This is a genomic window from Chryseobacterium sp. C3, from assembly GCF_014218905.1.
GTDB classification, from domain to species: Bacteria; Bacteroidota; Bacteroidia; order Flavobacteriales; family Weeksellaceae; genus Chryseobacterium; species Chryseobacterium mucoviscidosis.
On the sequence record NZ_JACLCU010000006.1, the window covers coordinates 107,734 to 123,270 of the forward strand.

General features: G+C 37.3%; 16 protein-coding genes and 1 riboswitch. Of the genes, 6 read left to right on the top strand and 10 right to left on the bottom strand.

What is annotated here, in order from left to right:
- Positions 1-78: 78 nt before the first annotated feature.
- The 10 genes from H6W53_RS14595 to H6W53_RS14640 form a co-directional block, all read right to left on the bottom strand.
- Complete coding sequence (locus tag H6W53_RS14595) at positions 79-822, bottom strand: hydroxymethylpyrimidine/phosphomethylpyrimidine kinase (RefSeq protein ID WP_185207824.1); 744 nt, start codon at positions 820-822, stop codon at positions 79-81.
- Positions 798-1,382, bottom strand: coding sequence for a thiamine phosphate synthase (locus tag H6W53_RS14600; protein ID WP_185207826.1), 585 nt, complete (start codon positions 1,380-1,382; stop codon positions 798-800). The genes H6W53_RS14595 and H6W53_RS14600 overlap by 25 nt, the downstream gene beginning before the upstream one ends.
- Positions 1,379-3,190 carry a phosphomethylpyrimidine synthase ThiC gene (gene thiC / locus H6W53_RS14605; protein ID WP_185207828.1) on the bottom strand — a complete coding sequence of 604 codons (1,812 nt, stop codon included), beginning with the start codon at positions 3,188-3,190 and terminating at the stop codon, positions 1,379-1,381. Before thiC ends, H6W53_RS14600 begins: the two co-directional genes overlap by 4 nt.
- Positions 3,191-3,202: 12 nt before the next feature.
- Positions 3,203-3,409 (bottom strand): sulfur carrier protein ThiS, encoded by a 207-nt coding sequence (gene thiS / locus H6W53_RS14610; RefSeq protein ID WP_076394110.1) that lies wholly within the window; start codon positions 3,407-3,409, stop codon positions 3,203-3,205.
- 57 nt (positions 3,410-3,466) lie between these two features.
- Positions 3,467-3,567: riboswitch (TPP riboswitch) on the bottom strand.
- Positions 3,568-4,124: 557 nt separating this feature from the next.
- Positions 4,125-4,502 carry a hypothetical protein gene (locus H6W53_RS14615; protein WP_185207830.1) on the bottom strand — a complete coding sequence of 126 codons (378 nt, stop codon included), beginning with the start codon at positions 4,500-4,502 and terminating at the stop codon, positions 4,125-4,127.
- A gap of 16 nt (positions 4,503-4,518) precedes the next feature.
- A complete protein-coding gene (locus H6W53_RS14620; protein ID WP_185207832.1) occupies positions 4,519-5,106 on the bottom strand; it encodes a glycoside hydrolase family 19 protein in 588 nt (195 codons plus the stop codon).
- Between the two features lie 98 nt (positions 5,107-5,204).
- Entirely contained in the window at positions 5,205-5,882 is a 678-nt protein-coding gene (locus H6W53_RS14625; RefSeq protein WP_185207834.1) for an RluA family pseudouridine synthase, read from the bottom strand.
- A gap of 4 nt (positions 5,883-5,886) precedes the next feature.
- Complete coding sequence (locus H6W53_RS14630) at positions 5,887-6,216, bottom strand: hypothetical protein (protein ID WP_185207836.1); 330 nt, start codon at positions 6,214-6,216, stop codon at positions 5,887-5,889.
- Complete coding sequence (gene panB / locus H6W53_RS14635) at positions 6,216-7,031, bottom strand: 3-methyl-2-oxobutanoate hydroxymethyltransferase (protein WP_076393737.1); 816 nt, start codon at positions 7,029-7,031, stop codon at positions 6,216-6,218. Before panB ends, H6W53_RS14630 begins: the two co-directional genes overlap by 1 nt.
- 60 nt (positions 7,032-7,091) lie before the next feature.
- Entirely contained in the window at positions 7,092-7,805 is a 714-nt protein-coding gene (locus H6W53_RS14640) for a Crp/Fnr family transcriptional regulator (protein WP_116096718.1), read from the bottom strand.
- 89 nt (positions 7,806-7,894) lie between these two features.
- Between H6W53_RS14640 and H6W53_RS14645 the strand changes: the two genes are divergently transcribed.
- The 6 genes from H6W53_RS14645 (at position 7,895) to ccoG (ending at position 15,535) form a co-directional block, all read left to right on the top strand.
- Complete coding sequence (locus tag H6W53_RS14645) at positions 7,895-10,270, top strand: heavy metal translocating P-type ATPase (protein ID WP_185207838.1); 2,376 nt, start codon at positions 7,895-7,897, stop codon at positions 10,268-10,270.
- Positions 10,271-10,379: 109 nt separating this feature from the next.
- Positions 10,380-10,604, top strand: a complete 225-nt coding sequence (gene ccoS / locus H6W53_RS14650; RefSeq protein WP_087708245.1) for a cbb3-type cytochrome oxidase assembly protein CcoS — start codon at positions 10,380-10,382, stop codon at positions 10,602-10,604.
- 5 nt (positions 10,605-10,609) lie between these two features.
- Entirely contained in the window at positions 10,610-12,868 is a 2,259-nt protein-coding gene (ccoN, locus tag H6W53_RS14655; RefSeq protein ID WP_087708243.1) for a cytochrome-c oxidase, cbb3-type subunit I, read from the top strand.
- A 20-nt stretch (positions 12,869-12,888) separates the two neighbouring features.
- Positions 12,889-13,089, top strand: a complete 201-nt coding sequence (locus H6W53_RS14660) for a cbb3-type cytochrome oxidase subunit 3 (RefSeq protein ID WP_087708242.1) — start codon at positions 12,889-12,891, stop codon at positions 13,087-13,089.
- Between the two features lie 10 nt (positions 13,090-13,099).
- Positions 13,100-13,981 carry a cbb3-type cytochrome c oxidase N-terminal domain-containing protein gene (locus H6W53_RS14665; protein ID WP_087708241.1) on the top strand — a complete coding sequence of 294 codons (882 nt, stop codon included), beginning with the start codon at positions 13,100-13,102 and terminating at the stop codon, positions 13,979-13,981.
- Between the two features lie 99 nt (positions 13,982-14,080).
- Positions 14,081-15,535: a cytochrome c oxidase accessory protein CcoG gene (ccoG, locus tag H6W53_RS14670; RefSeq protein ID WP_185207840.1), complete on the top strand. Its 1,455-nt coding sequence runs from the start codon at positions 14,081-14,083 to the stop codon at positions 15,533-15,535.
- Positions 15,536-15,537 lie beyond the last annotated feature (2 nt).

Sequence of the window (15,537 nt, forward strand, 5' to 3'; positions counted from 1 at the left end):
TTTTAAAAATTTTCTGCATATTTTTCGTTCGTAACGGCATTTCATTCAGCAAATGATAGAGATTTTTAATGATACATTTTAAGAATGAAAACCTAGTAAAGTTGGATTATTTGTTAAAAATTTTTCGATGTATAATTTTCCTTTTCGACAGACATTTTCTAAGTTCTCTCCTTTTGCTAAATGACTTGCAATTGCGGAAGAAAGTACGCAGCCTGAACCGTGTTTCGGGTAAAATACAGAAGTTGTATTGTTGGGTTCGATTGAAATTTTTTTCCCATTTTCCCATAAAATATCTGTTCCGATTTTATCTTCACGATGTCCGCCTTTTATTAAAACCGAGCATGAATTTTCCATACTTTCAAAAAGGTGACTTTTTTTCAAAACCTTATATTCATGATAGTTGGGTGTGATTAAATCAATTTGGTCTAAAACATTTTTTACATCTGAAATGGTATTCAAATCAAAAAAGGAAAATTCCGATGTGCTTTTTAAAACCGGATCCCAGACAATTTTTACTTCAGGATTAATGGATTTAAGTTTTTCTACAATCTGAGCTAAAAATTTGGCATCTTTTACCACTCCGATTTTCACCGCTTCAACTTTATATTTTTTCATCAAAACATCGGTAGCTGATAAAATTTCATCTATCGGCTGCCATTGAAGCGTATAAAATTCGGACTCTGTTTGTAAAGTCATTGCTGTACAGACAGCCAATCCCTGAACTTTTAACTGTTCAAATGTTTTAATATCCGCCAACACACCGGCTCCTCCGCTTGGATCGAAGCCGGCAATGCTCATTACGAAAGGACGTTCTTCCTGCATTTTCTGAAAATATCTAAAGGATTATTACTCTCCCAAATTGCACCCAACAAAGCCACTCCGTCTACTCTGCTGTTGAAAACTCCACTAACATTATTTTCATGAATCCCTCCCAAAGCAATCAGTTTTACGTTTGGATGATTTCGTTTTTGAATCTCATTCAAAATATTCGAATTTTCTCCGTATCCTTTTTTTGAAATACTCGGAAAAACCGGACTGATAAAAGCATATTCCCAATCGTCAGATAATTCATTAAAAGTTTTAATATCATGAACAGAAGTGGAAATCGTTTGATCTGCGAAAGGTTTAAACAAATCATTCTGTCTGTCGGTTTCTCTGAAATGAAATCTTGAAATATTAAAACGTTCAGCTAAATCGTGATGACTGTGCAAAACCAATTGGTGATGAAATTCAGAATGTATGTTTTGGATAAAATCCGTCATTTCTTCTGAATGGATAAAAGGTTTTCTGACATGAAGTAAATCCAGCCCTTCCTGAAATAAGGCATTGATGATTTCAGTTTCATTCTGAACCAATCCTTCAGAAGTGATAACGATGATCATATATAGATTTCCTTTCCTTTTTCGATGAATTCCTGCGATTTATCCAGCATTCCCTGTTCGGCAGATTCCCGAATTTCCTGGGTAATTTTCATGGAACAGAATTTAGGTCCGCACATCGAACAGAAATGGGCTACTTTTGCTCCGTCTGCCGGAAGTGTTTCATCGTGATAAGATCTCGCCGTTTCCGGATCTAAAGAAAGATTGAACTGATCTTCCCATCTGAATTCGAATCTCGCTTTACTCAAAGCATTGTCTCTGTATTGTGCTCCGGGATGTCCTTTTGCCAAATCCGCAGCATGAGCCGCCAATTTATACGTAATCACTCCCACTTTTACATCTTCTTTGTTCGGAAGTCCCAAATGTTCTTTCGGCGTAACGTAACACAACATGGCACAACCAAACCAACCGATCATTGCCGCTCCGATTCCTGAAGTGATGTGGTCGTAACCCGGTGCAATATCTGTTGTTAAAGGTCCTAAAGTGTAAAACGGAGCTTCATCACAAACTTCCAATTGCTTTTCCATATTTTCTTTAATCATATGCATCGGAACGTGACCGGGACCTTCGATCATCACCTGAACATTGTGTTTCCATGCGATTTTCGTTAATTCACCTAAGGTTTCAAGCTCTGCAAACTGCGCTTCGTCATTGGCATCGGCAATTGAACCTGGACGAAGACCATCACCCAAAGAAAAGGCAACGTCATATTTTTTCATGATTTCGCAGATTTCCTCGAAATGTGTGTATAAGAAGTTTTCTTTGTGATGAAATAAGCACCACTTTGCCATAATTGAACCTCCTCTGGAAACAATTCCTGTCACCCGTTTTGCTGTTAAATGAATGTATCTCAGTAAAACTCCTGCGTGGATCGTGAAGTAAGAAACGCCCTGTTCTGCCTGTTCGATCAAGGTATCTTTAAAAATCTCCCACGTTAAATCTTCTGCAACGCCTTTTACTTTTTCCAATGCCTGATAAATCGGAACGGTACCAATGGGAACCGGACTGTTTCTGATGATCCACTCTCTGGTTTCGTGGATGTTTTTTCCGGTTGATAAGTCCATGATGGTGTCTGCGCCCCATCGACAAGCCCAGACTGCTTTTTCCACTTCTTCTTCAATGCTTGATGAAACAGCACTGTTTCCAATATTCGCATTAATTTTAACTAAAAAATTCCGTCCGATAATCATCGGTTCGCTTTCGGGGTGATTAATGTTGTTGGGAATGATGGCTCTTCCCGCTGCAATTTCGTCTCTTACAAATTCAGGTGTGATTTTATTTTTCGGCGTTTTTGCACCAAAACTGTTTCCCGGATGCTGGAAAGCCATGTCTTTTGAAACGGAATCCAATTGCTCAATTCTCTGGTTTTCCCTGATGGCAATATATTCCATTTCAGGAGTGATGATACCCTGTTTTGCGTAATACAACTGGGTGACTTCTTTTCCTTCTTTGGCTACTTTAGGTTTATGATTATATGAAAAGCGCAGTTGATCTAATTTTGAATCTGCAAGGCGGGCTTTTCCGTATTCTGAAGTAATTCCGTCGAGAATTTCTACGTCATTTCTGTCTAAAATCCATTGCTCGCGGATTCTTGGAAGTCCTTTTTCGATATTAATTTCAAAATTTTCGTCGGTGTAAGGTCCTGATGTATCATAAATGGTAACAGGAGGATTTTCATCCATTTTTCCGTTGCTGAGTTTTGTCGGACTAAGCTGTATTTCGCGCATCGCTACATGGATCGGGTGAATTTTCCCTTCAACATAGATTTTTTTTGAGTTCGGAAATGGTGAACGTGTGATGTTATGAGCCATAAAAATATTTTTTTAACCACCCTGAGTGGCTGTGATAATTAAAACTGAATCTTTGTCGTTGAGGAATGTTTCTGCCCAGAATGACTGCGGAATGATACGGTTGTTGAGTGCTACAGCAATTCCTTTTTTCTTTTCAGGTAATTCCATAGCAATAAGTGCTTCCAGATTTTCGGGAAGTTTTTCGAACTTTTTTGTCGTGTGATTGATTGTGAGCTCCATTCCTAAATTTTTAAAAACACTTTAGGAATGCCCATTATTGTACAGTAGAATGTACAGCAAAGTCATCTCACTTTTCCCTACGCTAGTATGATCTAGAAATCAGGTTCAAAGGGTAAATTCTCAGCCCGTCTTTTCAACGGACACCCCTAAAGTATGGGACGAAGTTAGACATTTTTTTGAAATGGGCAAAATTTGTGAGGGAGGGAGGTTGGAAGTTTTTGATTTTGCTAATGACAAAGATGTTTTAATTTTAATGCAAAAAATTCTTATTGAGGATTCTTAATTTAGTAAGCAGAGGCAAATATATTTGCTATGCGAAGCTTGAAAATATTCTTTTATATCTTGCTGATTTTGCGGATGATACAGATGTTTTGATTTTAACGCAAAGAGTTCTTATTAAGACTTCTTAGTTTAGTAAGCAGAGGCAAATAAATTTGCTGCGCGAAGCGTGAAGATTTTCTTTTATGTTTCGCGGATTTTGCTGATTTTGCGGATGTTTTTTGATTTAATTCAAATACTGAAAACAAAAGACCGCAATTTAGCCTCGATTGAGCGGCGTGTCTGAGCTCTTTTCTGGGTTTCGGCGGCGGCTTCGCCGCCGCCGAAACCCAGAAAAAGCGAGTAGCGAAAGCGGGAAATAGCTCCTAAAAATAAAAAAGACCATCTCCGGATCAAGATAGTCTTTGGTGTTTAAGAAAATATATTATAAAGAAAATTAACAGCCACACATTCCTTTTTTAGAATAGAAATAGGCTTTTTTTCTGTAAATGATTTTTATTGAATAGATTTTATTTTCAATACAGGATTCTCCGTCTTTTACTGATTTCGTTTCGCGGATGTAAATTTTATAGGTTTTGTTTCCGAACGCTTCAGGATATTCTTTTGTTCCTTTGATGGAAGGAAAAATTTCATCTTTTCCGTTAAAATTGAATAATGCTCCTTCATCTTCAGATAAGTTGGCAACCGGATTATTTTTTCCGTCGATATAGCAACCCGCATGCATTTTAGGATCTTTCAGATCGTGAAGAACCGGCTTCTGCGCAGAGAAATTAGTAATCAGGAAAAAGATGATTAAGAATAATATTTTTTTCATGGCCAAACATTTTTAGTTAAAGGAAATAACTTAACCCTGCTTTATAGCGGTTCAGTCTGTCGGGCAAGCCGTTGTATCCTCCATTAATGGTTTTTGTGATTTTTTTGAAAACAACCAGATTATTTCCGGTATCAATGCTTTTGGTAATGTCAATCTGATCTGCCAAAGCATTTAGCTTTCTGCTGTTCCAGAACCAACCCGCACTTTCTGCTGCGTTTTTGAGTTGGACAGCATTACATTTCGTAACATTTTTACCTCCTAAAAATGTAGGATTTGTTACAAAATCAGTTCCCAAAGCTAAGGACACCGACTTATAATTTGCTCTTCCGGTAATCTGAATAAGCCCTCTTCCTTTAAATTTTACACCATCTCCTTTCTGAGTGTTTCCTAAATCTGCTCTCCCTTCATAAGCGCTTCCGCTCGCGAGTTCTTCGGTGTAAAACAATCCGCCGCTTTCGTGACTGACCTGTGCAAGAAAGTTAAGCATTCGTGAAGGCGTGTTGATGGAAAATTTATCACATGTTGCTGTAACGTACGGTAAGAATTGCGAAGCATATGCAGTTTTTGAGCAGGTAGCTTCTTTAAGTTGTCCCAATGTAAGCATGATTATTGTTCTTTAGATTGATAGTGTAAAACTATTTTTAAAAAACAATAATCATTACAGTAAAATCCCTGTTTTTGGGTAAGTGTTTTTACGGAAATTTACTCTTCGCAAGCTCTCCAAACGGCATCATTTTGCGGAACAGGAGCCGTAATTTCTATTTTTTCCTTTGTAACAGGATGGATGAATTCCAGTTTTCTGGCGTGAAGATTAATTCCGCCATCGGGATTGGAACGCGGCGAACCATATTTCAGATCGCCTTTAATGGGAACTCCTGTTTTTGACAACTGCGCCCTGATCTGATGATGTCTTCCGGTTTCAAGATCAATTTCCAATAAAAGATAATTGTCTAACGTTTTGATGACGTTATAGGTAAGAATGGCTTCTTTTGCGCCTTCGGTTGCTTTTGGAAAAACAATGGCTTTGTTATTTTTTTCGTTTTTCTTTAAATAGTGAACCAGTCTCTGCGTTTTGGGAATCATCTCTTTTGCGACAACTGCCCAATATGTTTTTTTCACTTCACGGTTTTTCACCATCTGCGTGAGACGGGAAAGTGCTTTGGAAGTTTTAGCATAAATAACAAGACCTGAAGTCGGTCTGTCGATGCGATGAACCAAACCAAGGAACACATTTCCCGGTTTGTTATCTCTTTTTTTTATAAAATCTTTAATTAATTCCAGTAAAGAATCATCGCCGGTTTTGTCGCCCTGTACAAGCTGTCCGACTTTTTTATTGATTACGAGAAGATGGTTGTCTTCATAAACAATTTGTTCCTCCATTTTTCTACTGACGGTAATTTGATCTGTTGGCAAAAGAAATAATTACCCCTGCCAAAAGACCGATGGTTTTCATTCCTGTAAGATTCGATTCGTAAGGTAAAAATGCTCCGATAATGCAAAGTGCAGCAGCGGCATACATCGGATAAACAAATTTCCTGTTCAGCAGTAAAGGAGCCTGTAAAATGAAGCTCACTCCTACGATGATGTAAAATATTCTTCCGGAAAGAAGTTGGTTAATATCAGGAGAAAATATCTTAAACCATCCCACCGCAAGACAAACCACGGCTAGAATAGAAATAACCCCCTGAATGGTCTGAAGTTTCTGATGATCCATTAATAGCTTTCGTTTTGGTTAGGAAATTCCTGAGTTTTCACATCTTTCACGTATTGCGCAACCGCTCCGGTAATTTCTGTATACAAATCCAAATATCTTCTTAAAAATTTCGGGCTGAATCCTTTGTTCATTCCCACCATATCATGATACACCAAAACCTGTCCGTCGCAATGCGCACCGGCTCCGATTCCGATGGTTGGAATAGAAATAGATTCGGTTACTTTTTTAGCTAAATCTGCCGGTATTTTTTCTAAAACTACTGCAAAACATCCTAATTCTTCCAAAAGTTGTGCATCTGCAATTAATTTTTCAGCTTCTGCCTCTTCTTTGGCTCTTACTTTATATGTTCCGAATTTGTAGATCGATTGTGGTGTTAATCCTAAATGTCCCATTACAGGAATTCCTGCATTGATAATCTTTTTAATTGATTTTGAAATTTCTTTTCCGCCTTCAATTTTCACCGCATGAGCTCCTCCTTCTTTCATCATCCTTACAGCAGATTCCAAAGCTTTTTCAGGATTACTCTGATATGTTCCAAAAGGTAAATCGGCAACCACCAAAGCTCTGTCGGTTCCTCTGACTACACTTTGAGAATGGTAAATCATCTGATCCAAAGTAATTGGCAATGTGGTTTCAAAACCCGCCATTACGTTTGCCGCAGAATCTCCGATCAAAACCGCATCAATTCCTCCCGCATCCACCATTTTCGCAGTGGTATAATCGTATGCCGTAAGCATCGTTATTTTTTCCTTGTCGAATTTCATTTTACGCAAGGTTTCAGTTGTAACTTTTTTAATTTCAGAATGAACAGACATAATGTATCTATTTTTTAAAAGTTAAAAGTCGGCATTTAGCCGACTTCAAGTTTGTATGATTTATAAAACTACGTGACCTAGTTTCATTAATTTGTCGTGGTTGAGAATTTTGATGTTTCTTCCGTCTACTTCGATGAGATGGTCTCCTTTGAATTCGGAGATCAGACGGATTGCACTTTCGGTTGCGGTTCCGATGATATTGGCGATTTCTTCTCTTGTTAAAGAAATTTTAATAAATCCTTCCGGATCAACTCCTAATTTCTGTTCTAATAACAGAAGAATTTCCGCGAGTCTTTCTCTTACGGTTTTCTGAGCAAGGAAAGTAATGGTATTGGAAGACTCTCCCAGTTCGTAAGCGATTTTCTGAAGCATCACAAAGGAAAGCTGGGAATCTACCTCCAACAGATACATAAAAATATCCGCCGGTAAAAAAGTAGCTTCAATATCCGTCATTGCTTCTGCTTTCGCCTGAAAATTTTCACCGCAAAGCAAAGAACGGTAACCGATGATGTCGCCTTCTTTAATGAATCTCAGAATCTGATCTTTCCCGAAAGCTCCTGATTTTGATAATTTCGCAGCTCCTTTTTCCAGAACGAACACACCTTTCGGCGTTTCCCCGTCTTCGAAAATGGTTTCGTGTTTTTGAAAACTTAGTTTCTTTTTAGCGTTAATGTATTTTTCAAAATCAGCACTGGAAAGCCTTTCCCTGAATGATTTATCATTAAAAACTCTTGCGAACCTCTCCTCGATTGCAATTTGTTGTTCCTGCGACATTTTATATGACATTTATCACAAAAATAGAACTTTTTAACTCGATAAACAAAAAAAATTGTTATAATTTTGTAGTTCAATAATTTATGAAGGTGAGCGAGAACTGTTTTCATTGTGGTCAAGGGATCGAAAAAGAAAGAATTTTGTTTGATGAAAAGACTTTCTGCTGCAACGGTTGCAAATCTGTTTATGAAATTCTGAATACGAACAACTTAAGTAATTTTTATGAATTAAATAAACGTGCAGGAATCCGTCCGGACGAAAGCTCTTCACAGTTTGAATATCTCGACACTCCTGAAATTTTTGAAAAGGTAACAGATTTTTCTGAAGGAAGCACAAGTTTAGTCACTTTTAAAATTCCTGTAATCCACTGTTCTTCCTGTATATGGCTTTTGGAAAGTCTTCATACATTAAACAAAAACATCAAATATTCTCAGGTTAACTTCACCAGAAAGACCTTACAGATTTCCTTCAATCATAACGATTTAAAATTAAGCGAATTAGCTAATTTTTTAACAAATTTAGGCTACAAACCGGTCATCAGTCTGGAAACCGCAGATAAAAACGTTGAAAATTTAGACAAATCATTACTTGTAAAATTTGCCATTGCGGCTTTTGCCTTTGGAAACGGGATGTTCCTTGCTTTTCCTGAGTATGTAGGCGGAGAAGATTACTGGATGGAGCATTACAAAGGTCTTTTCAGAGCTTTGATGTGTCTTTTGTCTATCCCGGTTGTTGTATATTCTGCTTCAGATTATTATAAATCGGCTTGGTACGGTCTGAAAAATAAAATCGTGAATATTGATGTTCCGATTGTTTTGGGAATTATTGTGCTTTTCGGGCGAAGTTTATATGAAGTTGCCACGAATTACGGTCCCGGATATTTTGATACTTTGTGCGGACTTTTGTTCTTCATGCTTTTGGGTAAAATCTTTCAGAAAAGAACGTACAACGCGCTTTCATACGACAGAGATTACAAATCTTTCTATCCGATTGCCGTTACAAAAGTTGATTTTGAAGGAAAACAGGAAAATATTCTGCTTTCTGAGGTTAAAGTCGGCGACCGGATTTTGGTAAGAAATCAGGAGATTATTCCGGTAGATGCTATTCTGATTAATGGTGAAGGTAATATTGACAACAGTTTCATTACCGGAGAAAGCGAAAGCATCAGCAAACAGCCGGGAGATAAAATTTTCGCCGGAGGAAAACAGATCGGATCATCATTGGAACTTGAAGTGATTAAGAATGTTGACCAAAGTTATCTTACCCAGCTTTGGAATAAAGAAGCCTTCAAAAAACATGAAACCGGACTTGATACGTTAACGAATAACATCAGTAAATATTTCACTTTCATTATTTTAGGAATCGCACTACTTTCGGCAATCTACTGGTACACTGTAGATCTGGAGAAAATGTTTCAGGTGATCTCTGCGATTCTTATCATCGCTTGTCCGTGTGCGTTGGCGTTGTCTGCTCCGTTTACATTCGGGCACATTATGAGGATTCTGGGAAGAAATAAATTTTACGTAAAAGACACTTTAACAATTGAGAAAATTGCCAAATTAGACACGATTGTTTTTGATAAAACCGGAACTATCACGCACAGAAAAAAATCAAATATCAAATTTGAGGGTGCTGAAATAAAAGAGTTTGACCTATTGAATATCAAAACGTTACTAAAAAATTCTAATCACCCGCTTTCAAAATCCTTATACGAATTCATAGAGGTAAAAGATGAATATTTCCCGGTTGAAAATTTTCAGGAAATTTCAGGAAAGGGTTATGAAGCAAGTGTACGTGGAAATGTATATAAAATCGGTTCTGCAAGATATAACAATCAGGAATCAAAAAATCTTGAAACCGCAGTTTACATCAGTAAAAACAACGAATTTTTAGGAAAATTCATCTTTAAAAATGAATACCGCGAGAACTTAAAAGATTTGTTTAAAAAACTTACCCATTACAAAGTTTTCATTCTGAGTGGAGACAATTCTTCGGAGGAAAATCAATTAAAGGAATTGATTCCGAATTACAAAGGAATGGCTTTCAACCAAAATCCCGAAGACAAGCTGAATTATATTCAAAACCTTCAGAACCAGAACATGAAAGTTGCGATGCTTGGAGACGGACTGAATGATGCCGGAGCTTTAAAACAAAGCAATGTAGGAATTGCGATTGCAGATGATTCCAACAGTTTTACTCCTTCTTCGGATGTAATTATGAATGGAGAAAAAGTGGTAAACTTAGACAAATATCTGAATGTATGCAAAGGTTCTATGACAATTGTGAAAATGACATTTATAATTAGTTTTCTTTACAATGTTGTGGGTTTAAGTTATGCCGTTACAGGACATATGCATCCACTTTTTGCGGCTTTAATTATGCCTGCGAGTTCTATTACGGTAGTTTCATTCACTACACTTTCGACCTGGATTCTGGGAAGAAAATACTTTAAAAAAGGGGCTTAGAAAGACTTATTTAGATTCGTTTTAAATTAGCCAAAAGCCGTATTTCGTGATGAAAGTCATTATTTTTCACTAAATTTGAAACCCGAAAATACGTTAATTTTGTTGTCTAATGGATATTCTATATTTAATGATCCTGTGCAGCGTTTCTTTGGCTGCAGTTTTCCTGGTCGTGTTTATAGTGTATGCCAGAAAAGGACAGTTTGAAGATGATGAGTCTCCGGCTGTACGAATACTCTTCGATTCCGATGAGATCAAGGAAAAAGAAGAATCTGGCAACAAAGAGGGCGATGATGAAAAAGGAGAAAAGAAAAAAATTGAAGAAAAAAGTGAATAGTTGATATGGAAACACAAAAGTTTAGTTATGACAACAGTATTGTTCGGGCATTCCTCTATGCGACCGTTGCTTTCGGGATCATAGGATTTCTGTTCGGACTTACGGCGGCATTAATGCTTTTCTATCCTGAGCTTCCGGAATTCTTTTTTGGAACAGACGATACAACCATTAATAGTTTAGGTGGAAGTATCCAGGGATTGATTAATACTCATGGAGCGTTCGGGTTCGGAAGAATCAGAATGTTGCACACAACCACTGTAATCTTTGCATTCGTAATGAATATCGTTTATGTGGGAGTTTATTACTCTTTACAGCGATTACTGAAAACAAGAATGTACAGTGATACATTGTCCTGGATCCATTTCTGGACATGGCAGATTATGATTCTTGTAACGTACGTTACGTTCTTTATGGGAATCAACACTTCTAAGGAATATGCGGAACACGAATGGCCGATTGATATTTTGATCGCATTCTCATGGATCATCTTCGGAGCCAATATGTTCTTAACGATTGCGAAAAGAAGAGTAAGACATCTTTATGTAGCGATCTGGTTCTACATCGGTACATGGATCGCAGTAGCAATGTTGCACATCTTCAATAACCTTGAAGTACCTTTGTCTTTCACAGGATGGAAATCTTACTCAGCTTATGCAGGGGTAAAAGATGCCATCGTACAATGGTGGTATGGTCACAATGCGGTAGCTTTCGTATTGACGACTCCTGTTCTTGGTTTGATGTATTACTTCTTACCAAAAGCTGCAGACAGACCGGTTTTCTCGTATAAACTGTCTATCATTCACTTCTGGTCATTAATTTTCGTTTATATCTGGGCTGGTCCTCACCACCTTCAGTATACAGCATTACCAGCTTGGGCACAGGCGGTAGGAACCGGTTTCTCTATCATGCTTATTGCTCCGTCTTGGGGAGGTATGCTTAACGGTCTTCTTACCTTAAGAGGAGCTTGGGATAAAGTAAGAGAAAATCCTATTCTTAAGTTCTTTGTTGTAGCAGTAACGTGCTACGGTATGGCAACTTTCGAGGGACCACTTTTGGCAACAAAAAACATTAACAAAATCGGTCACTTTACAGACTGGGTTATTGGTCACGTACACGTTGGAGCACTTGGATGGAACGGCTTTATGGCGTTTGGTGTAATCTATTATCTTGTACCGATATTGTGGAGAACAAAAATATATTCTACCAAACTGGCAAATCTTCATTTCTGGTTGGGAACATTAGGAATTATTTTCTATGCGGTTCCAATGTATATCTCAGGATTTACACAAGGATTGATGTGGAAACAGTTCAACCCGGACGGAACTTTGGTTTGGAAAAACTGGCTGGATACAGTAACGGCTATTGTTCCTTACTATAAAATGAGATTTGTGGGAGGTATTCTTTATCTTTCCGGAGCTCTTGTAATGGTGGTAAACTTAGTGGCTACTGTAAGAAAAGGATCATTCCAGAAAGATGTACCTGCTGAAGCACCTGCATTGGCAAACATCAGCGGAAAACGTAAAGAAGGAGAAGGAACTCACCTTTGGTTAGAAAGAACTCCTGTATTATTAGGTATTTTATCTTTATTAACGATTTCAATCGGTAGTATGGTGGAAATTATTCCTACTCTGTCTCTTAAGAAGAGCGTACCTACTATCTCGGCAGTAAAACCATATTCTCCACTGGAATTAGAAGGTAGAGATATTTATATCAGAGAAGGATGTAATGCTTGTCACTCGCAAATGGTAAGACCATTCAGAGATGAGATCGTAAGATTTAACGGTAAAAACGGACAGTACTCTAAAGCAGGGGAATTCGTATACGACAGACCTTTCCTTTGGGGATCTAAAAGAACCGGACCGGATTTGCACAGAGAGGGTGGTAAAAACCCAAGTTCTTGGCACTACAAACACATGTATAATCCAAGATCTACATCTGCAGGTTCTATCATGCCTCGTTACCCTTGGTTAATTGCAACAGATTTAGACAGATCTAAAATGGTTGACAAAATGAAATTGATGAAGAGTGCTTTCGAAGTACCTTACACAAAAGCTGAAATAGATTCTGCCAACTCTTGGGCAAACAATCAGGCTTCAAAAATCGTAAGAGATATTATGTCTGAAGCACCGGATTTGAAGGAAGCTTATGCGAAGAGACCTAAAGGAGAATTAGAGAAAAAAGAAGTTGTAGCACTTATCTCTTATCTTCAAAGATTAGGAACGGATATTAAGACAACTGAAATCAAAACAGCAAGTAATAACTAACATATTAAAAGGTTCACATCATGATCCCTCAGAATTTTAAAGACATCTTATCCAATACCGAAAACGCTGGCTTTTACCAGACTTTGGCTTTGATTTTCTTTATGCTGTTCTTCATTGCTTTGGTAATCTACGTTTTTAGCAAGCCTAAAAAATATTACAAAGAGGAAGAAGAAGCGCCTTTGCAGGATGACAGTGATGACGATTTTAATTTAAAAAATTAAACTACTTATTATGAAACAAAGAACACCGGTTGTTATAAACATTTTAATAATAATTGGACTTTTAATAGTTTTTTATTATCTGTTTGTACAAAGCTATGATTTCCTATCTTCTCCTTATTTCTGGGGAACTGTAGTAATCGGAGGTATTTTAGCTTATATCCACAGTGCAATCGGAGATTTAATTGAGAACAATAAATTCAAAAAATTATCTCCTGAAGAAAAGGCAGCTTATTTAGCTGAAAAGAAAGTACCTTACTTTACAAGATTATATAATGCAGCATTCAAGAAGCAATCTGCAGCAGAAGAAAAAGATATCCTTATCGACCACGGTTTCGACGGAATCATGGAGCTGGATAACCAATTGCCAAAATGGTGGGTAGGTTTATTCTATTTTGGGACTGCTTTTTGTATTGTATATGTAGCAGCATTCTCTTTTACAGATTTCGCACATCCGTTGAGCGAATATGAAAAGGAATACAAAGAACAGTTGGCAGCGATTGAAAAGTATAACAGCGAACAACCTCCGGTAACAATTGAAACAGCTAAATATTCTGCTGATAATATTGCTGAAGGAAAAGAATTGTTCAAAACAAACTGTGCATCTTGTCACAAGGAAGACGGTAGTGGAGGAATTGGTCCAAACCTTACGGATAATTTCTGGATCAACCAGCCTGAGAAAACGTTATTCAAAAACGTATTCAATATGGACTGGAATGGTTCTCCTAACAATCCTGCGATGAGAGCATTTGGTAAGAACGGAGAAGTTTCGGGTGCTGAAATTGAAAAGATTGCAGCGTATGTATATCACATCAATCAGGAATTGCCTCCGATAACACCGGCTCAAGGTGGTGCAGCTCCTCAGGGAACAGAGGCACATTGGGAAAAAGAATAATTTAACTTAAATAAATTAGAACATATGAAAAACATAGTTTGTTATTAAATTAAAAAATAGTAACGAATTATGTTTTTCTTTTTTTAAAAACTATCATAAATGTCAGACATAGAAGAAACAGAAGTACGCGGCGGACAGGGACAAGTTCTGGACCCTGAAACTTATAGAGATTCTATCGGGACAATGGAACGATCCGGTAAGAGGAAATGGGTTTTTCCCAGAAAACCAAAAGGAAAATATACCAACTACCGAAGCATTGTAAGTTATGTTTTACTATTGATTTATTTTGCAGTGCCATTCATCAAAATTAATGGTAATCCTCTTATTTTATTTAATGTAATTGACAGGGAGTTCTTCATCTTTGGACAGCCTTTTTATCCACAGGATTTTTTTATCCTTACACTTGGCGCAATTACTTCTTTAATATTCATCATCATTTTTACGATGGCTTTCGGGAGAATTTTCTGCGGATGGATTTGTCCTCAGACAATTTTTTTAGAATTTATCTTCCGTAAAATAGATTATCTTATTGAGGGAGACAGAAACAAGCAGATGAAGCTTGACAGACAGGAATGGAACAGCGAAAAGATCCTTAAAAGAAGTCTAAAATGGACGATCTTTCTTGTGATTTCGTTAATTATCACTCACTTCATGTTCATGTATATCGTAGGATATGAAGAAGTATTCAGAATAGTTTCTGAAGGACCTTTTGCCAATCCTACCAACTTCATTGTTATGATTCTTTTAACCGCAGCATTTTACTTTGTATTTGCATGGTTCAGAGAACAGGTTTGTACATTGGTTTGTCCTTACGGTAGATTACAGGGGGTTCTAATAGATAAAGATACCATTAATGTTTTCTACGATTTTAAAAGAGGTGAAAACAGAGCAAAATGGAGAAAAGGAGAAGACAGAAAAGCAGCCGGAAAAGGTGATTGTATCGATTGTCATCAATGTGTGGTGGTTTGTCCTACCGGAATAGACATAAGAGACGGACAACAGCTTGAGTGTGTAAACTGTACAGCCTGTATTGATGCCTGTGATGAAGTTATGGAAAAGGTAGGTCTTCCGAAAGGATTGATAAGATACGCCACCGAAAACGAGATCGAGAAGCAGACCGAGTTTAAATTTACAGGAAGAATGAAAGGTTTTGCAGTGGTTCTTTTACTGCTTACAGGATTTTTAGGCTATCTTCTTACAAGCAGAGCCGAAATGGAAGCCAAATTCATTAAACCTGCAGGAAGCACGTTCTTTGTGAGAGACGGAAAAATTACCAATACGTACAATTATACTTTTTTAAATAAAACCAACGAGAAAAAAATTGTAACCATCAAGATTATCGAGCCGAAACATGGAGAGGTGATCTACAGCGAATCGAGTAAAATTTCTGTAGACAGAGACAAAATTACCAAAGGAACCATCAACATCAGTTTTCCGGAAAATGAAATGACGCTTTCCAAGCAGAACATCACAATCGGAGTTTATGATATGAAGGGGAAACTGGTAGATTCATACAAAACATATTTTGAAGGACCATTCAAATTACAATTTTAATT